General features: G+C 64.4%; 26 protein-coding genes. All 26 read right to left on the bottom strand.

Going from position 1 to position 23,728, the window contains the following annotated elements; all coding sequences use genetic code 11:
* Positions 1 to 16: 16 nt before the first annotated feature.
* Positions 17 to 544 carry a 50S ribosomal protein L6 gene (gene rplF, locus ABIE51_RS05915; RefSeq protein ID WP_115843855.1) on the bottom strand — a complete coding sequence of 176 codons (528 nt, stop codon included), beginning with the start codon at positions 542 to 544 and terminating at the stop codon, positions 17 to 19.
* A 13-nt stretch (positions 545 to 557) separates the two neighbouring features.
* The gene (gene rpsH / locus ABIE51_RS05910) at positions 558 to 956 is read right to left on the bottom strand and encodes a 30S ribosomal protein S8 (protein WP_115843857.1); all 399 of its coding nucleotides are present in this window, start codon (positions 954 to 956) and stop codon (positions 558 to 560) included.
* A gap of 160 nt (positions 957 to 1,116) precedes the next feature.
* Positions 1,117 to 1,422: a 30S ribosomal protein S14 gene (gene rpsN, locus ABIE51_RS05905; protein WP_115843859.1), complete on the bottom strand. Its 306-nt coding sequence runs from the start codon at positions 1,420 to 1,422 to the stop codon at positions 1,117 to 1,119.
* A 15-nt stretch (positions 1,423 to 1,437) separates the two neighbouring features.
* Positions 1,438 to 1,980 (bottom strand): 50S ribosomal protein L5, encoded by a 543-nt coding sequence (gene rplE / locus ABIE51_RS05900; protein WP_115843862.1) that lies wholly within the window; start codon positions 1,978 to 1,980, stop codon positions 1,438 to 1,440.
* Positions 1,981 to 1,991: 11 nt separating this feature from the next.
* Positions 1,992 to 2,306: a 50S ribosomal protein L24 gene (gene rplX / locus ABIE51_RS05895; protein WP_192630037.1), complete on the bottom strand. Its 315-nt coding sequence runs from the start codon at positions 2,304 to 2,306 to the stop codon at positions 1,992 to 1,994.
* Positions 2,307 to 2,319: 13 nt separating this feature from the next.
* A complete protein-coding gene (rplN, locus tag ABIE51_RS05890; protein WP_056136003.1) occupies positions 2,320 to 2,688 on the bottom strand; it encodes a 50S ribosomal protein L14 in 369 nt (122 codons plus the stop codon).
* Between the two features lie 14 nt (positions 2,689 to 2,702).
* A complete protein-coding gene (rpsQ, locus tag ABIE51_RS05885; protein WP_115843866.1) occupies positions 2,703 to 2,972 on the bottom strand; it encodes a 30S ribosomal protein S17 in 270 nt (89 codons plus the stop codon).
* A gap of 10 nt (positions 2,973 to 2,982) precedes the next feature.
* Positions 2,983 to 3,168 (bottom strand): 50S ribosomal protein L29, encoded by a 186-nt coding sequence (rpmC, locus tag ABIE51_RS05880; RefSeq protein ID WP_115843868.1) that lies wholly within the window; start codon positions 3,166 to 3,168, stop codon positions 2,983 to 2,985.
* Positions 3,168 to 3,581: a 50S ribosomal protein L16 gene (gene rplP / locus ABIE51_RS05875; RefSeq protein ID WP_055902334.1), complete on the bottom strand. Its 414-nt coding sequence runs from the start codon at positions 3,579 to 3,581 to the stop codon at positions 3,168 to 3,170. Before rplP ends, rpmC begins: the two co-directional genes overlap by 1 nt.
* A 3-nt stretch (positions 3,582 to 3,584) precedes the next feature.
* The gene (rpsC, locus tag ABIE51_RS05870; protein WP_115843870.1) at positions 3,585 to 4,313 is read right to left on the bottom strand and encodes a 30S ribosomal protein S3; all 729 of its coding nucleotides are present in this window, start codon (positions 4,311 to 4,313) and stop codon (positions 3,585 to 3,587) included.
* A gap of 14 nt (positions 4,314 to 4,327) precedes the next feature.
* Complete coding sequence (rplV, locus tag ABIE51_RS05865) at positions 4,328 to 4,663, bottom strand: 50S ribosomal protein L22 (RefSeq protein ID WP_115843977.1); 336 nt, start codon at positions 4,661 to 4,663, stop codon at positions 4,328 to 4,330.
* A 10-nt stretch (positions 4,664 to 4,673) separates the two neighbouring features.
* Entirely contained in the window at positions 4,674 to 4,943 is a 270-nt protein-coding gene (gene rpsS / locus ABIE51_RS05860; protein ID WP_057943874.1) for a 30S ribosomal protein S19, read from the bottom strand.
* 6 nt (positions 4,944 to 4,949) lie between these two features.
* Entirely contained in the window at positions 4,950 to 5,777 is an 828-nt protein-coding gene (gene rplB, locus ABIE51_RS05855; protein ID WP_115843872.1) for a 50S ribosomal protein L2, read from the bottom strand.
* A gap of 10 nt (positions 5,778 to 5,787) precedes the next feature.
* The gene (gene rplW / locus ABIE51_RS05850; protein ID WP_115843875.1) at positions 5,788 to 6,084 is read right to left on the bottom strand and encodes a 50S ribosomal protein L23; all 297 of its coding nucleotides are present in this window, start codon (positions 6,082 to 6,084) and stop codon (positions 5,788 to 5,790) included.
* Positions 6,081 to 6,686, bottom strand: coding sequence for a 50S ribosomal protein L4 (rplD, locus tag ABIE51_RS05845; RefSeq protein WP_157029552.1), 606 nt, complete (start codon positions 6,684 to 6,686; stop codon positions 6,081 to 6,083). The genes rplW and rplD overlap by 4 nt, the downstream gene beginning before the upstream one ends.
* 12 nt (positions 6,687 to 6,698) lie before the next feature.
* Positions 6,699 to 7,352 carry a 50S ribosomal protein L3 gene (rplC, locus tag ABIE51_RS05840; RefSeq protein ID WP_115843877.1) on the bottom strand — a complete coding sequence of 218 codons (654 nt, stop codon included), beginning with the start codon at positions 7,350 to 7,352 and terminating at the stop codon, positions 6,699 to 6,701.
* 10 nt (positions 7,353 to 7,362) lie between these two features.
* A complete protein-coding gene (gene rpsJ, locus ABIE51_RS05835) occupies positions 7,363 to 7,674 on the bottom strand; it encodes a 30S ribosomal protein S10 (RefSeq protein ID WP_036137876.1) in 312 nt (103 codons plus the stop codon).
* Between the two features lie 402 nt (positions 7,675 to 8,076).
* Complete coding sequence (tuf, locus tag ABIE51_RS05830; protein WP_115843879.1) at positions 8,077 to 9,267, bottom strand: elongation factor Tu; 1,191 nt, start codon at positions 9,265 to 9,267, stop codon at positions 8,077 to 8,079.
* A gap of 81 nt (positions 9,268 to 9,348) precedes the next feature.
* Positions 9,349 to 11,469, bottom strand: coding sequence for an elongation factor G (fusA, locus tag ABIE51_RS05825; protein WP_115843881.1), 2,121 nt, complete (start codon positions 11,467 to 11,469; stop codon positions 9,349 to 9,351).
* 147 nt (positions 11,470 to 11,616) lie between these two features.
* On the bottom strand, positions 11,617 to 12,084 hold the full coding sequence (rpsG, locus tag ABIE51_RS05820; protein WP_055902462.1) for a 30S ribosomal protein S7: 468 nt from the start codon (positions 12,082 to 12,084) through the stop codon (positions 11,617 to 11,619).
* 56 nt (positions 12,085 to 12,140) lie between these two features.
* Entirely contained in the window at positions 12,141 to 12,515 is a 375-nt protein-coding gene (gene rpsL, locus ABIE51_RS05815) for a 30S ribosomal protein S12 (protein WP_115843883.1), read from the bottom strand.
* 316 nt (positions 12,516 to 12,831) lie between these two features.
* Positions 12,832 to 17,061, bottom strand: coding sequence for a DNA-directed RNA polymerase subunit beta' (rpoC, locus tag ABIE51_RS05810; protein ID WP_115843885.1), 4,230 nt, complete (start codon positions 17,059 to 17,061; stop codon positions 12,832 to 12,834).
* 95 nt (positions 17,062 to 17,156) lie between these two features.
* Positions 17,157 to 21,326 (bottom strand): DNA-directed RNA polymerase subunit beta, encoded by a 4,170-nt coding sequence (gene rpoB, locus ABIE51_RS05805; protein ID WP_157029550.1) that lies wholly within the window; start codon positions 21,324 to 21,326, stop codon positions 17,157 to 17,159.
* A gap of 362 nt (positions 21,327 to 21,688) precedes the next feature.
* A complete protein-coding gene (rplL, locus tag ABIE51_RS05800; protein WP_115843889.1) occupies positions 21,689 to 22,060 on the bottom strand; it encodes a 50S ribosomal protein L7/L12 in 372 nt (123 codons plus the stop codon).
* Between the two features lie 60 nt (positions 22,061 to 22,120).
* On the bottom strand, positions 22,121 to 22,651 hold the full coding sequence (gene rplJ / locus ABIE51_RS05795; protein ID WP_115843891.1) for a 50S ribosomal protein L10: 531 nt from the start codon (positions 22,649 to 22,651) through the stop codon (positions 22,121 to 22,123).
* A gap of 378 nt (positions 22,652 to 23,029) precedes the next feature.
* Positions 23,030 to 23,728, bottom strand: a complete 699-nt coding sequence (gene rplA / locus ABIE51_RS05790) for a 50S ribosomal protein L1 (protein WP_115843893.1) — start codon at positions 23,726 to 23,728, stop codon at positions 23,030 to 23,032.

Genomic DNA, 23,728 nt, shown 5'->3' with positions numbered 1-23,728 from the left:
AAAGCTGAAGCGCCGATTAGGCCTTCTTGGCTTCCTTGCGGATGATGACTTCGCCGGCGTACTTCACGCCCTTGCCCTTGTAGGGCTCCGGCGGACGGACAGCGCGGATCTTGGCTGCGAACTCACCCACCGCCTGCTTGTCGGCACCGGCGATGACGATTTCGGTCTGCGTCGGCGTGGCGATCGTGATGCCGGCCGGAGCCGCCAGCACGACGGGGTGCGAGAAACCCAGCGCCAAGTTCAGGTCCTTGCCCTGCATCGAGGCGCGGTAACCGACGCCGACGAGCTCGAGCTTGCGCTCGAAGCCTTCGGAGACGCCCTTGACCATGTTGGCCAGGATCGCGCGCAGCGTGCCGGCCAGCGGGATCAGCGCCGCATCCTCGGAGGAGAACGTGGCGGTACCGTTGTCGACGTTGACGTTGATACCAGCCGGCTTCGCGACGCTCAGGGTGCCCTTCGGGCCCTTGGCGCTGATCGAATCGGCCTGGATGTTGAGTTCGACGCCCTTCGGGAGGGCGACCGGCTTCTTGGCAACTCGGGACATGTCTATTCCTCCCTTAGGCCACGAAGCACAGGACTTCACCGCCGACGCCCTGCTGGCGCGCCTGCGCGTCGGTCATGATGCCCTTCGAGGTGGAGATGATGGCGATGCCGAGGCCGCCCAGGACCTTCGGCAGCTTGGCCTTGCCGCGGTACTGGCGCAGGCCCGAACGGGAGTAGCGCTCGAGGCGCTCGATCACCGGCTTACCTTCGTAGTACTTCAGCGAGATTTCGAGTTCGGACTTGCCGGCGCCGACATCGGTCACGCGGGAATCCAGGATGTAGCCCTCGTCCTGCAGAACCTTGGCGATGGCCACCTTGATCTTCGAAGACGGCATCTTCACCGTCTGCTTCCGGACAGCCGCCGCATTCTTGATGCGGACCAGCATGTCGGCAATGGGATCAGTCATGCTCATGAATTAATGCACCTATGAGTAGCACCGATATCCGCGGGATTGCGAATTCAGTTGTAGTGCCTGGCGGGAACGTGGAAGTTCCCTTCAGGCGCCCCGCCCTGCCGGCCGGGGCCTGACGCGAGCGAGCCGGCAAGTCTAGCAGACTTGCCGGCGTCCGGTGTTACCAGCTGGCCTTGCGCAGACCCGGAACGTCGCCGTTCATGGTCGCCTTGCGCAGCATGTTGCGGCCGAGGCCGAACTTGCGATAGACGCCACGCGGGCGGCCCGACAGCTCGCAGCGGTTGCGCTGGCGGCTCGGCGAGGAGTCGCGCGGCAGCTTCTGCAGCTTGGTGACCGCGTCCAGCTTCTCTTCGTACGAAGCGGTCTGGCTGGAGATGATCTTCTTCAGCGCTTCGCGCTTGGCACCGTGCTGCTTGGCCAGCTTCGCCCGCTTGATCTCGCGGTTGACCATGGAGGTCTTAGCCATTGTTCAATCCTCGAGTTAGTTGCGGAACGGGAAGCGGAAGGCTTCCAGCAGCGCCTTGGCTTCGGCGTCGGTCTTCGCGGTCGTGGTGATCGCGATGTCCATGCCGCGGATCGCGTCGACGGCGTCGAAGTCGATTTCCGGGAAGATGATCTGTTCCTTGACGCCCATGTTGTAGTTGCCACGGCCATCGAACGAACGACCCGACACGCCGCGGAAGTCACGCACGCGCGGCAGCGAGATGTTGATCAGACGGTCGAGGAACTCGAACATGTGGGCGCGACGCAGCGTCACCTTGCAGCCGATCGGCCAGCCGTCGCGGATCTTGAACGAAGCCACCGACACGCGGGACTTGGTCACGATCGGCTTCTGGCCGGCAATCTTCGTCAGGTCGGCGACCGCGTTCTCCAGGATCTTCTTGTTCGTCGCGGCTTCGCCGACGCCCATGTTGATCGTGATCTTGGTCAGGCGCGGCACTTCCATCGGGTTCGTGTAACCGAACTTCTTGGTCAGGGCCGGGACGACTTCGTCCTTGTAGAACTTTTCGAGACGGGTGGTCATTTCAGCATTCCTCAGGCGTCAACCGCCTCACCGCTGGAGCGGAACACACGCAGTTTGCGTCCATCCTCCAGCACCTTGAAAGCAATGCGCTCACCCTTGCCGGTAGCCGGGTTGAAGAGCATCACGTTGGAAATGTGGATCGGCGCTTCGCGCTCGACCACGCCGCCCGGCTGGCCAGCCTGGGGGTTCGGCTTGGTGTGGCGCTTGACGACGTTGAGGTTCGACACGACGACCTTCTCGCCGAGCACGCGCACCACTTCGCCCTTCTTGCCCTTGTCCTTGCCGGTGGTGACGATCACCTGATCGCCCTTGCGGATACGGTTCATATAATTCCTCCGCTCAGAGCACTTCAGGAGCGAGCGAGACGATCTTCATGAACTTCTCGGTACGCAGCTCGCGGGTCACAGGCCCGAAGATGCGGGTACCGATCGGTTCCTGCTTGTTGTTCAGGAGCACGGCGGCGTTGCCGTCGAAGCGGATCAGCGAACCGTCCGGACGACGCACGCCCTTGCGGGTGCGCACGACGACGGCGTCGTAGACGTCGCCCTTCTTGACCTTGCCACGCGGGATCGCGTCCTTGACGGTGACCTTGATGATGTCGCCGATGCCGGCGTAACGGCGCTTCGAGCCGCCCAGCACCTTGATGCACATCACTTCCTTGGCACCGGAGTTGTCAGCCACATCGAGGTAGCTCTGCATCTGGATCATGACTCAGCCTCCTCTTATTCGGCCGCGCGGCTGACGATCTCAACCACGCTCCAGTTCTTGGTCTTCGACATCGGCGCAATTTCCTTCACCCGCACGACATCGCCTTCCTTGCAGGCGTTGTCGGCGTCGTGGGCGTGAAGCTTGGTCGAGCGGCGGATGTACTTGCCGTACAGCGCGTGCTTGACCTGGCGCTCGACGAGCACGGTGACGGTCTTGTCCATCTTGTTGCTGACGACCCGGCCTTCAACCGTGCGGACAGCCTTCTCTGTATTGTTGTCGGTCATGACAGGGTCCTTACTTCTTCTCGCCGAGCAGCATGTTCACGCGAGCGATCTCGCGGCGCACGCGGCGGGACTCATGGGTCTTGGCGAGCTGGCCCGTGGCCTTCTGCATGCGGAGGGCGAAGCTCTCCTTGTGCAGCTCGGCCAGGTGGGCCTTCAGTTCGTCGGCCGACTTCTCGCGCAGTTGCTTGAGTTCCATTAGCGCACCGTCCGGGTAACGAAAGTGGTGGTCACCGAGAGCTTGGCGGCGGCCAGACGGAACGCTTCACGCGCCACGTCCTCTGCCACGCCTTCGATCTCGTAAATCATGCGACCGGGCTGGATCTGGGCGACCCAGTACTCGACGTTGCCCTTACCGGAGCCCATTCGGACTTCGATCGGCTTCTTGGTGATCGGCTTGTCGGGGAACACGCGGATCCACATCTTGCCGCCGCGCTTGACGTAGCGGCTGATGGAACGACGCGCGGCCTCGATCTGGCGCGCGGTCAGCTGACCATGCGCCGTCGCCTTCAGGCCGTACTCGCCGAAGCTGACGGCGTTGCCGTTCCAGCTCAGGCCTTCATTGCGGCCCTTGTGTACCTTGCGGTACTTGGTTCGCTTGGGTTGCAACATGGCTTAGTCCCTCGCCTCGCGGTTGGCGCGCGCCGGACGGGCCGGACGCTCGCTGCGCTCTGCACGCGGCGCTTCTTCCTGCTTCTCCTGGCCCACCTGCGAGAAGTCGAACACCTCGCCCTTGTAGATCCAGACCTTGATGCCGATGATGCCGTAGGTCGTCTTGGCTTCAGCGAAGCCGTAGTCGATGTCGGCACGCAGCGTGTGCAGCGGCACGCGACCTTCGCGGTACCACTCCGAACGCGCGATTTCCGCACCGTTCAGACGACCACCCACGTTGACCTTGATGCCCAGGGCGCCCAGGCGCATCGCATTGCCCACGGCGCGCTTCATCGCGCGACGGAACATGATGCGGCGCTCGAGCTGCTGCGCGATCGACTCGGCGACCAGCTGCGCGTCGAGTTCCGGCTTGCGGACCTCGGTGACGTTGATGTGCGCCGGAACGCCCATCACGTCGCTCACTTCCTTGCGCAGCTTCTCGATGTCCTCGCCGCGCTTGCCGATCACCACGCCCGGACGGGCGGTGTGGATCGTCACGCGGGCGTTGTTCGCCGGACGCTCGATGAAGATCTTCGAGATGCCGGCCTGAGCCAGCTTCTTGCGCAGCAGATCACGGACCTTCAGGTCCGCCGCCAGGAAACCGGCGTACTGCTTCTTGTTGGCAAACCACTTGGAGTTCCAGTCCTTGGCGATGCCCAGGCGGATGCCGGTGGGATGTACTTTGTGACCCATTGTCTGACTCCGCCTTACTTGCCCGCGCCCACAACCACAGTGATGTGGCTGGTGCGCTTGAGGATGCGGGTGCCGCGGCCCTTCGCACGCGCCATGAAGCGCTTCAGTGCGGGACCCTCGTCCACCATGATGGTCTTGACCTTGAGCTCGTCGATGTCGGCGCCCTGGTTGTTCTCGGCGTTGGCAATCGCGGACTCCACCACCTTCTTGATCAGGTGGGCAGCCTTCTTGTCCGAGAACTTCAGCAGGTTGACGGCGCGCTCGGCCGACAGACCACGCACCTGGTCAGCGACCAGGCGGGCCTTCTGCGGGGAGATGCGCGCGGTGCGCAGGATGGCTTTCGCTTCCATGGTCATCTCCTTACTTGCCCGACTTCTTGTCGCCGCCGTGACCCTTGAACGTACGGGTCAGGGCGAACTCGCCAAGCTTGTGGCCAACCATGTTTTCGTTGACCAGCACCGGGATGTGGTTCTTGCCGTTGTGCACCGCGATGGTGAAACCCACCATCTCCGGCAGCACCATCGAGCGACGCGACCAGGTCTTGATCGGCTTCTTGTTGTTGCCCGCGGTCTCCACCTTCTTCATCAGGTGGTGGTCGACGAACGGGCCTTTCTTCAGTGAACGTGCCATGGCCGATTAGCTCCTGCGATCGCGCACGATGAACTGCTGGGTGCGCTTGTTCTTGCGGGTCTTGTAACCCTTGGTCGGCACACCCCACGGGGTGACCGGATGCGGGTTACCCTGGCCGGCCTTGGCCTCACCACCGCCGTGCGGGTGGTCGACCGGGTTCATGGCCGCACCGCGGACGGTCGGCTTGATGCCGCGCCAACGCGCCGCACCGGCCTTGCCCAGCTTCTCGAGGTTGTGCTCGTCGTTGCCGACTTCGCCGATGGTGGCGCGGCACTCGGCCGGCACCTTGCGCATTTCGCCGGAGCGAAGACGCAGCGTGGCGTACCCCTGCTCGCGAGCGACCAGGTAGGCGCTGGCGCCGGCCGCGCGGGCCAGCTGGGCGCCCTTGCCCGGCTTCATTTCGACGCAGCACACCGTCGTACCGACCGGAACGTTGGTCAGCGGGAGCGTGTTGCCCACGCGGATCGGAGCGTCACGGCCCGCGATCACCTGGTCGCCATCCTTCAGGCCCTTCGGGGCGATGATGTAACGGCGCTCACCGTCGACGTAGCACAGCAGCGCGATGTGCGCGGTGCGGTTCGGATCGTATTCAATGCGTTCGACACGGGCGGGGATGCCCTCCTTGTCGCGCTTGAAGTCGATGATGCGGTAGTGCTGCTTGTGACCACCACCGATGTGACGGGTGGTGATACGGCCGTGGTGGTTACGACCGCCGGTCTTGCCCTGCTTCTCGACGAGCGCCGCGTGCGGCGCGCCCTTGTGCAGGCCCGGGGTCACCACGCGAACCGCGCTGCGGCGGCCGGCGGAGGTGGGCTTGAAAGTCATCAATGCCATGGGTCTTTCCTCAGGCCTTGGCCATCACGTCGATCGACTGGCCTTCGGCCAGCGTCACGTACGCCTTGCGCCAGCTGCCGCGGCTACCGGCGCGAAAACGGAAGGACTTGTTCTTGCCCTTGACGTTCACGACGTTGACCGCTTCAACCTTCACTTCGAACAGCTTTTCCACGGCGACCTTGATGTCGGCCTTGGTGGCGTCCGTCGCGACTTCGAAGACGTACTGGTTGGAAACTTCCTGCAGACGAGCGGTCTTTTCGGACACGCGCGGCGCACGGATGATGTTGTAGAGCTTGGCCTCGTTCATGCCAGCCACTCCTCGATCTTCTTGACCGCGTCGGCGGTGACCACGACCGAGTCGGCGCCCACGAGGGAAACCGGATCCAGGCCCTGGACGTCACGCACTTCGACGTACGGCAGGTTGCGCGCCGAGAGGTACAGGTTCTCGGTGGCGTCTTCGGTGACGATCAGCGGACGACGACCGACTTCCAGGCCCTTCAGCTTGGAGATCAGGCCCGAGGTCTTCGGAGCGTCCAGATCGAACGACTCGACAACCTTGATGCGGCCCTGGCGGTTCAGCTCGGACAGGATCGCGGCCATCGCGGCGCGGTACATCTTGCGGTTGACCTTCTGCGCGAAGCTGCGCGGCTTGGCCGCGAAGGTCACGCCGCCGCCGACGAAGATCGGAGCCGTCAGCGCGCCATGACGCGCACCGCCGCCCTTCTGCTTCTTCGACTTCTTGGTCGTACCATTGACTTCAGAACGGGTCTTCTGCGCCTTGGTGCCGGCGCGACCGGCGTTGCGATACGCAACGACAACCTGGTGGACCAGGTCTTCGCTGAATTCGCGGCCGAAGATCGCGTCGGAAACCGACACAGTCTTGCTGCTGTTGGTGATGGCGAGTTCCATCGTCATCTCTCCTTATGCCTTGCTCGAGGGACGCACGATGACGTCGCCACCCGGCGCACCCGGCACGGCACCCTTGATGGCGATCAGGCCGCGCTCGGCGTCGACCTTCACCACTTCCAGGCGCTGCGTGGTCTGGGTTTCGTCGCCCATGTGGCCGGACATCTTCTTACCCGGGAACACACGGCCCGGCGTCTGGCGCTGACCGATGGAGCCCGGCGAACGGTGCGACAGCGAGTTACCGTGCGTCGCGTCGCCCATCGTGAAGTTCCAGCGCTTGATCGTGCCCTGGAAGCCCTTGCCCTTCGTCACGCCCTGGACGTCGACCAGCTGGCCGGCGCTGAAGATGTCGGCCTTGATCTCGCCGCCCACTTCAAAGCCACCGATCTGGTCGGCTTCCACGCGCAGCTCCCACAGGCCACGACCGGCTTCGACCTTCGCCTTGGCGAGGTGACCGGCTTCCGGCTTGTTGACGAGCGCGGCGCGGCGCACGCCGACGGTGACCTGCACGGCGCTGTAGCCGTCGGTGTCGTCGGTCTTGATCTGGGTGATGCGGTTCGGGGTCGCTTCGATCAGCGTCACCGGAACCGACTTGCCGTCTTCAGTGAAGAAACGGCTCATGCCGGCCTTGCGACCGACGATGCCCAACGAATACTTCTTCGCGGTCATGGTGGGAGCCTCAGGTCAGCTTGATCTGGACGTCGACGCCAGCCGCGAGTTCGAGCTTCATCAGCGCGTCCACGGTCTTGTCGTTCGGATCGACGATGTCGAGCACGCGCTTGTGCGTGCGGGTCTCGTACTGGTCGCGCGCGTCCTTGTCGGCGTGCGGCGAAACGAGAATGGTGTAGCGCTCGATCTTGGTCGGCAGCGGAATCGGGCCCTTGACCTGGGCACCGGTGCGCTTAGCCGTCTCGACGATCTCGCTGGCCGAGCGGTCGATCAGGCGATGATCGTACGCTTTGAGCCGGATTCGGATCTTTTGGTCCGCCATGACGGAATTCCTTGGTTAAAAGAGCGACGGGCCGGCCTCTGGGTGTGCCGTACCCCTGAAAAATGCAAATACCCCGGAGCTGCACCCTCGCCCCGGAGCTTCCATGCCTCAAAAAACAAGGCAGACCGGTCACCCGGCCCGCCCAGACGGAGTAGAACGCACGAAGAGCCCCGTTTAGCGTTCCTTGGAAGCCCGAAGGCCCGGAACGTACGGAGCGCGCCGTGCGACATGTCCCTGTCTGGCGAACACGAGGCGCTTCCTGCACCTCATTTCGCTGGTTGCGGCCCTTTCCCGAAGGAAAGCGCCGCAGTGGTCGTGCATTCTAACCGGATATCCACAGCCTGTGCAAGCGCCGGGTCCGACAAGACAAAGCCCGGCGCGCGAGGCGCCGGGCTTCGTTCATTACTTCAGGATCTTCGCCACGACGCCGGCGCCGACGGTGCGGCCGCCTTCGCGGATCGCGAAGCGCAGGCCTTCGTCCATCGCGACCGGGTTGATCAGCGTGACAACCATCTTGATGTTGTCGCCCGGCATGACCATCTCGACGCCTTCCGGCAGCTCGACCGCACCGGTGATGTCGGTGGTGCGGAAGTAGAACTGCGGGCGGTAGCCCTTGAAGAACGGCGTGTGACGGCCGCCTTCGTCCTTCGACAGCACGTACACCTCGGCTTCGAACGTGGTGTGCGGCGTGATCGAACCCGGCTTGGCCAGCACCTGGCCGCGCTCGACGTCGTCACGCTTGGTGCCGCGCAGCAGCAGACCGGCGTTGTCGCCCGCCTGACCCTGGTCGAGCAGCTTGCGGAACATCTCGACGCCGGTGACCGTGGTCTTCTGCGTCGGGCGGATGCCGACGATTTCGATTTCGTCGCCGACCTTGATGATGCCGCGCTCGATACGGCCGGTCACCACGGTGCCGCGGCCCGAGATCGAGAACACGTCTTCCACCGGCATCAGGAACGGCTTGTCGACGTCACGCTGCGGTTCCGGGATGAACGTGTCCAGCGCTTCCACCAGCTTCAGGATCGCCGGCACGCCGATCTCCGACTGGTCGCCTTCCAGCGCCAGACGGGCCGAACCGTGGATGATCGGGGTATCGTCGCCCGGGAACTCGTACTTGCTCAGCAGCTCGCGCACTTCCATCTCGACGAGCTCCAGCAGCTCGGCGTCGTCCACCATGTCGGCCTTGTTCAGGAACACGACGATGTACGGCACGCCGACCTGGCGCGACAGCAGGATGTGCTCGCGCGTCTGCGGCATCGGGCCGTCAGCGGCCGAGCACACCAGGATCGCGCCGTCCATCTGCGCCGCACCCGTGATCATGTTCTTCACGTAGTCGGCGTGGCCCGGGCAGTCCACGTGCGCGTAGTGACGCGTCGGGCTTTCGTACTCGACGTGCGCCGTCGAGATCGTGATGCCGCGCGCCTTCTCTTCCGGCGCGGCGTCGATCGCGTCGTACGCCTTGAACTCGCCGCCGAAACGCTCCGCACCCACCTTCGTCAGTGCCGCCGTCAGCGTGGTCTTGCCGTGGTCGACGTGACCGATCGTGCCCACGTTCACGTGCGGCTTGGTGCGCTCAAACTTACCCTTGGCCATGGCTATCTCTCTTTAAAAAGTTGTTGCTAGTTGATCTGGCGTAACGGATGCCGGCGGGGGCCGGCATCCGGGATCCGGCTATCAGCCGCCCTTCTTCATCACCGCGTCGGCGATGTTGGTCGGCGCTTCGGCGTAGTGGTCGAATTCCATCGTGAACGTGGCGCGGCCCTGCGACATCGAACGCAGCGAGGTCGCATAGCCGAACATTTCGCCCAGCGGCACCATCGCGTTGATGACCTTGCCCGACGGGCTGTCGTCCTGACCGGACAGCAGGCCACGACGGCGGCTCACGTCGCCCATGACGTCGCCGACATAGTCTTCCGGCGTCACGATCTCGACCTTCATCATCGGCTCCAGCAGGACCGGATCGGCCTTGCGGAAGCCTTCCTTGAAGGCCATCGACGAAGCGAGCTTGAACGCCATTTCGGACGAGTCGACGTCATGGTACGAACCGAAGACGAGCTTGACCTTGACGTTCACGACCGGGAAGCCAGCCAGCGGACCGCTGGTGATGGTTTCGCGCAGGCCCTTCTCGACCGCCGGGATGAATTCCTTCGGGATCACGCCGCCGGTGATGTCGTTGACGAACAGGAAATCGTTCTCGACGTCCGGATTGGCGCGATCGGCTTCGGTCATCGGCGACAGCTCGATCACGACGTGACCGTACTGACCCTTACCACCCGACTGCTTGGCGTGCTTGTAGTCCGACTTGACGTCCGACTTGCGGATCGTTTCGCGGTAGGCCACCTGCGGCTTGCCGACGTTCGCTTCCACGTTGAACTCGCGACGCATGCGGTCGACGATGATGTCCAGGTGCAGCTCGCCCATGCCGGCGATGATGGTCTGACCCGATTCCTCGTCGGTACGGACGCGGAACGAGGGATCTTCCTGCGCGAGACGCGACAGGGCCATACCCATCTTTTCCTGGTCCGACTTCGTCTTCGGCTCGACCGCCATCGAGATGACGGGCTCCGGGAACGTCATGCGCTCAAGGGTGATGATGTGATCGCCCGAGCACAGCGTGTCGCCGGTCGTCACGTCCTTCAGGCCCACGGCGGCGGCGATGTCGCCCGCGCGGACTTCCTTGATTTCGTCGCGCTGGTTGGCGTGCATCTGCAGGATGCGGCCGATGCGTTCCTTCTTCGACTTGACCGGGTTGAACACCTGGTCGCCCGAATTCAGCACGCCCGAGTAGACGCGGAAGAACGTAAGCGCGCCGACGAACGGGTCGGTCATGATCTTGAACGCGAGCGCGGAGAACGGCTCGGAATCCGACGCCTTGCGGCTGTCTTCCTTCTCGTTCTCGTCGATGCCTTGGACCGGCGGACGATCGGCCGGCGACGGCAGCAGGTTGATCACGCCGTCGAGCATGGCCTGCACGCCCTTGTTCTTGAACGCCGAGCCGCAGAACACCGGCACGATTTCAACGCGCAGGGTGCGCTCGCGCAGGCCGGCGATGATCTCGGCCTCCGTCAGCTCGCCTTCGGACAGGTACTTGTCCATCAGCGCTTCGTTCGCTTCGGCAGCGGCTTCGACCATGAAGCTGCGCGCAGCCTCGGACTTCGCCTGGAGCTCGGCCGGGATGTCGCGGTACTCGAACTTCGTGCCCTGCGAGGCGACATCCCAATGGATGGCCTTCATCTTGAGCAGGTCGATCACGCCTTCGAAGCCGTCTTCGGCGCCGATCGGCACCTGCATCGGCACGGCGTACGCACCCAAGCGGGCCTTCAGCTGCTCAACGACCTTGTCGAAGTTGGCACCGGTGCGGTCCATCTTGTTGACGAACGCCATGCGCGGCACCGAGTACTTGTTGGCCTGGCGCCACACGGTCTCGGACTGCGGCTGCACGCCACCGACGGCGCACAGCACGAACACCGCGCCGTCGAGCACGCGCAGCGAACGCTCGACTTCGATGGTGAAGTCGACGTGCCCGGGGGTATCGATGATGTTGAAGCGGTGCTCCGGCAGGGACTTGTCCATGCCCTTCCAGAACGCGGTCGTCGCGGCCGACGTGATCGTGATGCCGCGCTCCTGCTCCTGCTCCATCCAGTCCATCGTCGCGGCACCTTCGTGCACTTCGCCGATCTTGTGGCTGACACCGGTGTAGAACAGGATGCGTTCGGACGTGGTGGTCTTGCCGGCATCGATGTGGGCCATGATGCCGAAGTTGCGGTAACGCTCGATGGGAGTGGTGCGAGCCACGGGACCCTCTCGTAAATTTTGGAATTCCAGATGGCCAGATGCCGGCACTGGGCCGGCGTCCGGTTCGCATGGCGGCTCTTTTGCCGCCGCGGCAGCTCAGTAGGCTGCCGGGGCCGGCGACCCCGATATGGGGCCGCCTCGCTCAGATCACCAGCGGTAGTGAGCGAACGCCTTGTTCGCTTCCGCCATGCGGTGGGTTTCTTCGCGCTTCTTGATGGCGCCGCCGCGGTTTTCCGAGGCGTCCAGCAGTTCCGCCGCGAGCTTGCGCGGCATGGTGTTTTCACCGCGCTTGCGGGCCGACTCGATCAGCCAGCGCATCGCGAGCGCCATGCGGCGCGAGGAGCGCACTTCGACCGGCACCTGGTAGGTGGCGCCGCCGACGCGACGCGACTTCACTTCCACGGCCGGAGACACGTTGCCGAGCGCCTTCTCGACGAGCTCGAGGGCGTTCGGGTTCTTCTCGCCGATGACATCCATCGCGCCGTAGACGATCTTCTCGGCGACCGACTTCTTGCCGCTCTGCATGACCATGTTGATGAAACGGGCGATGGTCTCGCTGCCGTGCTTGGGGTCCGGCAGGACCGAACGCTGGGGGGTGGAACCTTTACGCGACATGGTGCGTACCTATTCTGTGATTCTTGTACGAAGGGCCGTTGTAGCGACCGACCGGATTAGGACTTCGGACGCTTGGCGCCGTACTTGGAGCGGCTCTGCCGACGCTTGGTCACGCCGGCGGCATCGAGCGAACCGCGCACGGTGTGGTAACGCACACCCGGCAGGTCCTTGACGCGGCCGCCGCGGATCAGCACGACCGAGTGCTCCTGCAGGTTGTGGCCTTCGCCGCCGATGTACGAGATGACCTCGTAACCGTTGGTGAGACGAACCTTGGCCACCTTGCGCAGCGCCGAGTTCGGCTTCTTCGGGGTGGTGGTGTACACGCGGGTGCAAACGCCACGACGCTGCGGGCAGTTCGCGAGCGCCGGCGAGGCGCTCTTGTAGGTGGTCGCCTGCCGCGGCTTGCGGACCAGCTGATTGATCGTCGCCATCTGGAACTCTTTGAGGAAGGCCGTACGGCCCGTGGAAAAACACAAACGGCACGCCGGAACAACCCGGCATACCGAGACGAAAAAGTATAGCCCGCGCCTGACGTTACCGTCAACGCGGACTAAACCGGATGCCCTGCCCGGCCGCAATGGCGGCACAACGCATGGACTTCACTGCGATCCCGCCCTTCCTGGGCCGAACACGAGGCGCATCCGTTGCGACCTCATTTCGTGATCTGGGCGGACCACGAGGGTCCGCGAAAGCGCCGGAATTGTACCGGCAAACCGGGCGGGTGGGAACCCGCCCGGCATGCACTCCTTACGAAGCGCTGGACTCCTCGCCCTGCACGTCGGCCGTTTCGGCCGCAGGCTCGGCGGCGGTCGTCACCGGGGTGGCAAGCGCCTCCAGTTCCGACTCCGTCAGGCCCGTGGCGCCGCGGCGGCGCTGGGTGTGGTAGGCCAGACCCGTACCCGCCGGGATCAGGCGACCCACGATCACGTTCTCCTTCAGGCCACGCAGGCCATCGCGCGTACCGCGCACGGCGGCCTCGGTCAGCACGCGGGTGGTTTCCTGGAAGGAAGCCGCCGAGATGAACGACTCGGTCGCCAGCGAGGCCTTGGTGATGCCCAGCAGGACAGGCTCGAAGCCAGCCACGATCTCGCCGCGGGCGGCCAGGCGTGCGTTCTCCTCGATGAGGCGCTGACGCTCGATCTGCTCGCCGTTGAGGAACTTGCTGTCGCCCTGGTCGGTGATCTCGACCTTGCGCAGCATCTGGCGAACGATCACCTCGATGTGCTTGTCGTTGATCTTCACGCCCTGCAGGCGGTAGACGTCCTGGATTTCCTTCGTCAGGTACACGGCCAGCGGCTCGACACCCAGCAGGCGCAGGATGTCCTGCGGGCTCGGCTCGCCGTCCACCACGGTCTCGCCCTTCTCCACGTGCTCGCCTTCGAACACGATGATCTGGCGGTACTTCGGGATGAGCTCTTCGTGCTCGTTGCCGTCGGTGTCCTTGATGATCAGGCGCTGCTTGCCCTTGGTGTCCTTGCCGAACGACACGATGCCCGAACGCTCGGCCAGCACGGCCGGGTCCTTCGGCTTGCGGGCTTCGAACAGGTCGGCCACGCGCGGAAGACCACCCGTGATGTCGCGGGTCTTCGACGCTTCCTGCGGGATCTTTGCGACCACGTCGCCCACGCCCACCGGCGCGCCGTCCTGCAGGTTGACGATCGAGCGCGGCGGCAGCAGGTACTGCGCCGGCAGGTCGGTACCCGGGATGGACAGGTCCTTGCCGTTCTTGTCGACGATGCGGACGATCGGACGCAGGTCCTTGCCCTGCGAGCCGCGACGCTTCGGATCGGTGATCTCGCGCGAGGCCAGGCCGGTCAGTTCGTCGGTCTTCTCGATGACGGTGACGCCGTCGACGAAGTCGATGAAGCGCACGAAGCCCGCCACTTCCGACACGATCGGGTGGTTATGCGGATCCCAGTTGGCGACCGTCTGGCCAGCCTTGATGTCCGCGCCGTCCTTCACGTTGACGGTCGCACCGTACGGCAGCTTGTAGCGCTCGCGCTCGCGGCCGTGGCCGTCGAGCACCGACAGTTCGCCCGAACGCGAGACTGCCACCAGGTTGCCCGTGGCGTGCTCGACGTGCTTGAGGTTGTTGAACTTGATCGTACCGGTGGTCTTGACCGTGACGTTGTCGATGGCCGCCGCACGCGACGCCGCACCACCGATGTGGAACGTACGCATCGTCAGCTGCGTCCCCGGCTCGCCGATCGACTGCGCGGCGACGACGCCGACCGCTTCGCCGTGGTTGACCAGGTGACCGCGACCCAGGTCGCGACCGTAGCAGTGCGCGCACACGCCGAACGAGCTGGAGCAGGTGATCGTCGAGCGCACCTTGATCGACTGGACGCTGGCGTCCTCGAGCTTCTGCACCCAGGCTTCGTCGAGCAGGGTGTTGCGCGTCACGATCGGCTCGTCGTCGTTGCCCGGCAGGAACACGTCCTCGGCCACGACGCGACCCAGCACGCGGTCGCGCAGCGGTTCGACCACGTCGCCGCCTTCGACGATCGGGGTCATCGTCAGACCTTCGAACGTGCCGCAATCGGTCTCGGTGATCACCACGTCCTGCGCCACGTCGACGAGGCGACGGGTCAGGTAACCCGAGTTCGCCGTCTTCAGCGCGGTATCGGCCAGACCCTTACGGGCACCGTGGGTCGAGATGAAGTACTGGAGGACGTTCAGGCCTTCGCGGAAGTTCGCGGTGATCGGCGTCTCGATGATCGAGCCGTCGGGCTTGGCCATCAGGCCGCGCATACCGGCCAGCTGGCGGATCTGCGCCTGCGAACCACGCGCGCCGGAGTCGGCCATGATGTAGATCGAGTTCATCGACTTCTGGTCGATGGTCTCGCCCTTCGCGTTCTGCACCTTCTCGGTGCCGATCGCGTCCATCATCGCCTTGGCCACGCGCTCGTTCGTGCGCGACCAGATGTCGACGACCTTGTTGTAGCGCTCGCCGGCGGTGACCAGGCCCGACTGGTACTGCTCCTGGATTTCCAGGACTTCGGCTTCGGCCTCGTCCAGGATGCCCTTCTTCTCGACCGGGATGAGCATGTCGTCGATGCCGATCGACACGCCGGCACGCGTGGCGTAGCCGAAGCCGGTGTACATCAGCTTGTCGGCGAACACGACCGTGTCCTTCAGGCCGAGCATGCGGTAGCACGAGTTGATCAGGCGGCTGATGTTCTTCTTGGTCAGCTCGACGTTGGCCAGCGCGAACGGCAGGCCTTCCGGCAGGATTTCACGCAGCAGGGCGCGACCCACGGTCGTGTCGACGATCGAGGTCTTCTGCTCGGTGGTGCCGTCCTCGTTCTTCACCGTCTCGGTGATACGCACCTTGCACTTGGCGTGCAGCTGCACGACGCGGTTGTCGTAGGCGCGCTTGACTTCGGCGACGTTGGCGAACGCCATGCCCTCGCCCGCCTTGTTCTCCAGGGCGCGGGTCATGTAGTACAGGCCGAGCACGACGTCCTGCGACGGCACGATGATCGGCTCGCCGTTCGCCGGCGACAGGATGTTGTTCGACGCCATCATCAGCGCACGCGCTTCCAGCTGGGCTTCCAGCGAGAGCGGCACGTGGACGGCCATCTGGTCACCGTCGAAGTCCGCGTTGAACGCGGTGCAGACCAGCGGATGCAGCTGGATCGCCTTGCCTTCGATCAGCACCGGCTCGAACGCCTGGATGCCCAGGCGGTGCAGCGTCGGCGCGCGGTTCAGCAGGACCGGATGCTCGCGGATCACCTCTTCGAGGATGTCCCACACCTCGGCCTCTTCGCGCTCGACGAGCTTCTTGGCGGCCTTGATCGTCGTGGCCAGGCCACGGCGCTGCAGCTTGGCGAAGATGAAGGGCTTGAACAGCTCCAGCGCCATCTTCTTCGGCAGGCCGCACTCGTGCAGGCGCAGGGTCGGACCGACCACGATGACCGAACGGCCCGAGTAGTCCACGCGCTTGCCGAGCAGGTTCTGACGGAAGCGACCCTGCTTGCCCTTGATCATGTCGGCGAGCGACTTGAGCGGGCGCTTGTTGGTGCCGGTGATGGCACGACCGCGACGGCCGTTGTCCATCAGCGCGTCGACCGATTCCTGCAGCATGCGCTTCTCGTTGCGCACGATGATGTCGGGCGCGTTGAGTTCGAGCAGGCGACGCAGGCGGTTGTTGCGGTTGATGACGCGGCGGTACAGGTCGTTCAGGTCGGAGGTCGCGAAGCGGCCGCCGTCCAGCGGAACCAGCGGGCGCAGGTCCGGCGGCAGCACCGGCAGCACGGTCATGACCATCCACTCCGGACGGTTGCCGGATTCGAGGAAGGCTTCGACCAGCTTGATGCGCTTGGTGAGGCGCTTGAGCTTGGTCTCGCTGTTGGTCGCGGCGATCTCTTCCTTCAGCGTGACCATTTCCGACTGCAGGTCGATCGTGCGCAGCAGCTCGTAGACGGCTTCGGCGCCCATCGCGGCCTCGAAGTCATCGCCGTGCTCCTGGCGCGCCTGCAGGAACTGCTCTTCGGTGAGCAGCGTGCCGCGCTCGAGCGCGGTCAGGCCCGGCTCCGTCACCACGTAGGCTTCGAAGTACAGGATGCGTTCGATGTCGCGCAGCGTCATGTCCAGCATCAGGCCGATGCGGGACGGAAGCGACTTCAGGAACCAGATGTGCGCGACCGGCGAGGCCAGGTCGATGTGGCCCATGCGCTCGCGACGCACCTTGGCCAGCGTCACTTCCGTGCCGCACTTCTCGCACACCACACCGCGGTGCTTCATGCGCTTGTACTTGCCGCACAGGCACTCGTAGTCCTTGATCGGACCGAAGATCGCGGCGCAGAACAGGCCGTCGCGCTCGGGCTTGAAGGTGCGGTAGTTGATGGTTTCCGGCTTCTTCACTTCGCCGTAGGACCACGAACGGATCAGGTCCGGCGAAGCCAGCGCGATCTTGATGGCGTCGAAGTCGATCGCCGTGCGCTGCTGGTTGAAGAGGTTGAGCAAATCTTTCATGTCTTTCTCCAATCGGAGGAATTCGTCGATGGGCTGTAGATCGCTGGATCAATGCAGCGGGAAGCGCGCGTTCCGCGGCGCTTCCCGCCAGCCGATCAGTTTTCTTCCAGCTCCATGTTGATCGCGAGCGAGCGGATTTCCTTCACCAGGACGTTGAAGGACTCCGGCATGCCGGCCACCATCTCGTACTCGCCGTCGACGATGTTCTTGTACATCTGGTTGCGGCCCTGCACGTCGTCGGACTTCACCGTCAGCATTTCCTGCAGGGTGTAGGCCGCGCCGTAGGCTTCCAGCGCCCAGACTTCCATTTCGCCGAAACGCTGGCCGCCGAACTGCGCCTTGCCGCCCAGCGGCTGCTGGGTGACGAGCGAGTACGGACCGGTCGAACGCGCGTGCATCTTGTCGTCGACCAGGTGGTTCAGCTTCAGCATGTGCATGTAGCCGACGGTGACCTTGCGCTCGAACGCTTCGCCGGTGCGACCGTCGAACAGTTCGGTCTGGCCGCTGGACGGAAGATCCGCCAGTTCCAGCATGCGCTTGATCTCCGACTCGGCCGCACCGTCGAACACCGGCGTCGCCATCGGCACGCCATCGGTGAGGTTCTTCGCCAGACGCAGCAGTTCCTCGTCGGTGAACTGCGTCAGGTCGACGCGCTCACCCACCACCGAGTTGTCGTGGTTGTAGATGTCGTTGAGGAACTTGCGCAGCTCGCCGATCGCCTGCTGTGCTTCCAGCATGCGCTGGATCTTCTGGCCCAGGCCCTTGGCGGCCCAGCCCAGATGCACTTCGAGGATCTGGCCGATGTTCATACGCGACGGCACGCCCAGCGGGTTCAGGACGATGTCGACGGTCTGGCCATCGGCCGCGTACGGCATGTCCTGCACCGGCACGATGGTCGACACGACACCCTTGTTGCCGTGACGGCCGGCCATCTTGTCGCCCGGCTGGATGCGGCGCTTCACCGCGAGGAACACCTTCACCATCTTCAGCACGCCCGGAGCGAGGTCGTCGCCCTGGGTGATCTTGCCGCGCTTGTCGGCGAAGCGCTTCTCGAACTCCGCCTTGTGCACTTCGATCTGCTTCTGCGCGCGCTCGATCGCCTCGACGGCTTCGTCGTCCTTCATGCGCAGCGTGAACCAGTCCTTGCGCGACAGGCCATCGAGCACCAGCGAGGTGACGGTGTCGCCCTTCTTCAGGCCACCGCCGCCGTTGGCGATGCGGCCCACGAGCTGCGACTTCAGGCGGTCGTAGATCGCCGCTTCGAGGATGCGGAACTGGTCGTCGAAGTCCTTCTTGACGCGACGGATTTCCGATTCCTCGATCTGGCGGGCGCGCTTGTCCTTCTCGATGCCATCGCGGGTGAAGACCTGCACGTCGATGACGGTGCCGTCCATGCCCGGCGGCACGCGCAGCGAGCTGTCCTTAACGTCGGACGCCTTCTCGCCGAAGATCGCACGCAGCAGCTTCTCTTCCGGCGTCAGCTGGCTCTCGCCCTTCGGCGTGACCTTGCCGACGAGGATGTCGCCCGCGCGCACTTCGGCGCCGATGTACACCACGCCCGACTCGTCGAGGCGGTTCAGCGCCTGCTCGGAGACGTTCGGGATGTCAGCGGAGATTTCCTCCGGACCCAGCTTGGTGTCGCGCGCGACGCAGGTCAGCTCTTCGATGTGGATCGTGGTGTAACGATCCTGCTCGACCACGCGCTCGGAGAGCAGGATCGAGTCTTCGAAGTTGTAGCCGTTCCACGGCATGAACGCGACCAGCATGTTCTGGCCCAGCGCGAGTTCGCCGATGTCCGTCGACGGACCGTCGGCCAGCACGTCGCCGCGCGCGACCACGTCGCCCACGTTCACCAGCGGACGCTGGTTGATGCAGGTGTTCTGGTTCGAACGCGTGTACTTGATCAGCGTGTAGATGTCGACGCCGGCGTCGGTCTCACCGACGATCTCCGACTCGTTCACCTTAACCACGATGCGGCCCGCGTCGATCTGCTCGATCACGCCACCGCGACGCGCGTTCACCGTCACGCCCGAGTCGCGCGCCACGGCGCGCTCGATGCCGGTGCCGACCAGCGGCTTCTGCGCACGCAGCGTCGGCACGGCCTGGCGCTGCATGTTCGCGCCCATCAATGCGCGGTTGGCGTCGTCGTGCTCGAGGAACGGAACCAGCGCCGCCGCGACCGACACGGTCTGCATCGGCGAGACGTCCATGAAGTGGATCTCGTTCGGCGGACGCAGCATCGACTCGCCCTGGTAACGGCACGCGACGAACTGGGCGGTGATCGTGCCCTTCTCGTCCTGCGGCGCGTTGGCCTGTGCGATGACGTACTCGTTCTCTTCGATCGCCGACAGGTACTCGACGTCGTCGGTCACGCGACCGTCCACGACCTTGCGGTACGGCGTTTCGAGGAAGCCGTACTTGTTGGTGCGTGCGAACACGGCCAGCGAGTTGATCAGGCCGATGTTCGGGCCTTCCGGCGTCTCGATGGTGCAGACGCGGCCGTAATGGGTCGGGTGCACGTCGCGCACCTCGAAGCCGGCGCGCTCGCGGGTCAGGCCGCCCGGGCCGAGGGCCGACACGCGACGCTTGTGCGTGACTTCCGACAGCGGGTTGTTCTGGTCCATGAACTGCGACAGCTGCGAGGAGCCGAAGAACTCCTTGATCGCGGCGGCCACCGGCTTGGCGTTGATGAGTTCCTGCGGCGTCAGGCCTTCGGACTCGGCCATCGACAGGCGCTCCTTCACGGCGCGCTCGACGCGGACCAGGCCGACGCGGAACACGTTCTCGGCCATTTCGCCAACCGAACGCACGCGACGGTTGCCCAGGTGGTCGATGTCGTCGACGGTGCCGCGACCGTTGCGGATCTCGGTCAGCACGCGGATGACGTCGAGGATGTCCGACGTGTTGCCGCACTCGCCACGCAGGCGCACGGACTCTTCATCCTTGCGCTCGGCGAAGTACTTGGCGTCGTACAGCACCGACGCGCCCTCGGTTTCCTTGCGGCCGAGGCGACGGTTGAACTTCATGCGGCCCACGGCCGACAGGTCGTAGCGCTCGAAGGTGAAGAACAGGTTGTGGAACAGGTTCTGAGCGGCGTCCTTGGTCGGCGGCTCGCCCGGACGCATCATGCGGTAGATCTCGACCAGCGCTTCCAGCTGCGTCTTGGTCGCGTCGATGCGCAGGGTGTGCGAGAGGTACGCACCGCGATCGAGGTCGTTCACCCACAACGTGCCGACGGTTTCGATGCCCGCCTTGCGGAAGGCGACCAGATGGTCTTCGGTGATCTCGTCGTTGGCCGTGGCCAGCAGTTCGCCGGACTTCGTGTCGACGACGTCATGCGACAGGATGCGGCCGACCAGGTATTCGTCGGGCACGGCGAGCGCGGCCACGCCGGCCTGCTCAAGCTGCTTGACGTGGCGCGCGGTGATGCGGCGGCCGGCTTCGACGATGACCTTCTCGCCGTCGGCGAGGTCGAAGTTCAGCGTTTCGCCACGCAGGCGCTCCGGCACGAGCTCCAGCTGCACGCCTTCGTTCGGATCGATGTGGAACGTGTTGACCTCGAAGAACTCGCGCAGCATTTCCTCGTTGTTGTAACCGAGCGCACGCAGCAGCACGGTCACCGGCAACTTGCGGCGACGGTCGATACGGGTGAACAGCGCGTCCTTCGGGTCGAACTCGAAGTCCAGCCACGAACCGCGGTAGGGGATGATGCGGGCGCTGTACAGCAGCTTGCCCGAGCTGTGCGTCTTGCCACGGTCGTGGTCGAAGAACACGCCCGGCGAGCGGTGCAGCTGCGAGACGATGACGCGCTCGGTGCCGTTGACGATGAAGGTGCCGTTCTCGGTCATGAGCGGGATCTCGCCCATGTAGACCTCCTGCTCCTTCACGTACTTGATGGCCTTGGTCGACGACTCGCGGTCGTAGATCACCAGGCGCACGGTCACGCGCAGCGGCGCGCCGTAGGAGAGGCCGCGGTTGCGGCACTCGCGCTCGTCGAACGGGGGTTCGCCGAGCTTGTAGCCGACATATTCCAGCGCAGCGTTGCCGCTGTAGCTGACGATCGGGAACACCGACTTCAGCGCGGCATGGAGGCCGCGATCGGCACGCTTGGCCGGATCGGTGTGTTCCTGCAGGAACTCGCGGTAGGAATCGACCTGGATGGCCAGCAGGAAGGGCACTTCAAGGATCGACTTGCGCTTGCCGAAGTCCTTGCGGATGCGCTTCTTTTCGGTGAACGAATAATTCGTCGTGGAAGCCGTGGTCATGATGAGCTGCCGCCTCGGTTTTCTCTGGATCGAAGAATCGGATCGAGGGCGGATTCGCGGGGCTTGCGGGCGATGTCATTCCGGTCGGACTGACGTGCTGCGCTTGCGGCGTTTCCGTTTGGCTCGAAACTCGACCCCTCAGGGGAATGAACTGTCAGTTGGAAGCCGCGGGTATTGCCGGCACCCGCACGCCCTCTAGTGCTGCTTCCAACTACCAACTCGGTTGGGTTTTTCTTTGTTGCGGGGAGCGCGAAATTCCGCATTCCCTCTGGAACGGCCAAAGGCCGGGGACTTTCGTCCCCAGCCTTCAGGTGGTCGCCGGTACTGCGCTCTCGGTCAAGAGCTGGCGACGCGGGTACTGCTTACTTCAGCTCGACGGTCGCGCCAGCGGCCTCGAGTTCCTTCTTGAACTTGTCGGCTTCTTCCTTCGAAGCGCCTTCCTTCACGACGCCGCCGGCTTCGGTCAGGTCCTTCGCTTCCTTCAGGCCCAGGCCCGTGATGGCGCGGACGGCCTTGATGACGTCGACCTTCTTCGCACCGGCATCCTTCAGGATGACGTTGAACTCGGTCTGCTCTTCGACGGCCGGGCCGGCAGCGGCCGGGCCAGCGGCCATCATGACCGGGGCAGCGGCGGAGACGCCGAACTTGTCTTCGATCGCCTTGACCAGGTCCATGACCTGGCTGATGGTCATGCCGGCAACGGCGTCGACGATCTGTTCGTTGGTAAGGGACATGTTGTTAACCTCTGGAAATATTTGAACGTACGAATCGGTTCAGTCGCATCGACGAGCGGCTTATGCCGGCTCGGCTGCGGCCTCGGCAGTTGCTTCTTCGCCACCACCCTGCTTGTCGGCCACGGCCTTGACGGCACGGCCAAACATGGTGACCGGCTCGGCCAGGACGCGGGCCAGCATGGCCAGGGCCTGTTCGCGGGTCGGCAGGGCAGCGAGGAACTCGACGTGCTCGCCCGGAAAGAGCTTGCCGTCGATGGAAACGACCTTCGCCTGCAGCTTGTCGTTGGTCTTGGCGAATTCCTTGATCAGACGCCCGGCAGCACCGGGGTCTTCCGACGAGAACGCATACAGCAGCGGACCGACCAGTGCATCCTTCGTGCACTCGAAGTCGGTACCTTCGACGGCGCGCGCGGCCAGCGTGTTCTTAGCAACCTTCAAGAACACACCAGTTTCGCGAGCCTTCTTGCGCATCGCGGTCATCTGGCTGACCGTGGTGCCTGCGTACTCGGCAGCGACCAAGGAGTGCGCCTTCGAAGCGACTTCCGCCAGTTCGGCGACTACTTCTTGCTTCTGGGACAGATTGAGAGCCATTGCACTCCTCCAAATGAACTCCGCTCACGGCTCCAGCCGCTTGCGGTCCTGGGCGGCACCGGATCCTTGGCGCCGGGGATGTCGAAGCATCCCGGTGGTGGCCAATCCAGAAAGATTTCCAGAAGGCACCATCTACGCAGGCCGACCCGGAAAGGTCCGGATTAAGCAGCCCCGCTTCCACCGACGGCGATTCCCTGCCATGTCGAGCATCCGTGCCCGTCGCCGGTAGGCGCTGACCGCACCTGCGGTCTTTGACGGCTGCCGCGCGGACCGGAGTCCTTGCGACGCCCTCAAAAGTTTCGTCCGTCGATCCGACGCGCGGATCGGGACGTTTGATTCATTGGACGCCCTCGCGCGAGACGCGAGGACGTCGCTACATCACTTCAGCGTCAGCGAAGCCTGGTCCACGGTCACGCCGGGGCCCATGGTCGAGCTGATCGAGATCTTCTGCAGGTACTGACCCTTCGCGGTCGCCGGCTTGGCCTTGATCAGGTCGAGCAGCAGGGCGTGCAGGTTGTCCTTCAGCGAGGCGTCTTCGAACGAGGCCTTACCGATGGTGCAGTGGATGATGCCGGCCTTGTCGGTGCGGTAACGCACCTGGCCGCCCTTGGCGTTCTTGACCGCTTCGGCCGGGTTCGGCGAGACGGTACCGACCTTCGGGTTCGGCATCAGGCCGCGCGGGCCGAGCACCTGGCCCAGCTTGCCGACGACGCGCATGGCGTCCGGCGTGGCGATGACGACGTCGTAGTTCAGGTCGCCGGCCATCATCTTCTCGGCCAGGTCGTCCATACCGACGGCTTCGGCACCAGCGGCCAGGGCTTCGTCAGCCTTCGCACCGGCCGGGGCGAACACCGCCACGCGCACCGACTTGCCGGTACCGGCCGGCAGCACGGTCGAACCGCGGACCTGCTGGTCGGACTTCTTCGCGTCCACGCCCAGGCGCACGGCAACGTCGACGGACTCGACGAACTTGGCCTTGGTGGCGGACTTGATGATCTTGATCGCTTCGTCGAAGGCGTACGCCTTGCCCGGAACGACGGCGGCCTTGATGGCCTTTTCGCGCTTGGTCATTGCCAT

It is taken from the genome of Lysobacter sp. OAE881 (assembly GCF_040546665.1).
Taxonomy (GTDB): Bacteria; Pseudomonadota; Gammaproteobacteria; order Xanthomonadales; family Xanthomonadaceae; genus Lysobacter_J; species Lysobacter_J soli.
This window is presented reverse-complemented; position numbering and strand designations above follow the sequence as displayed.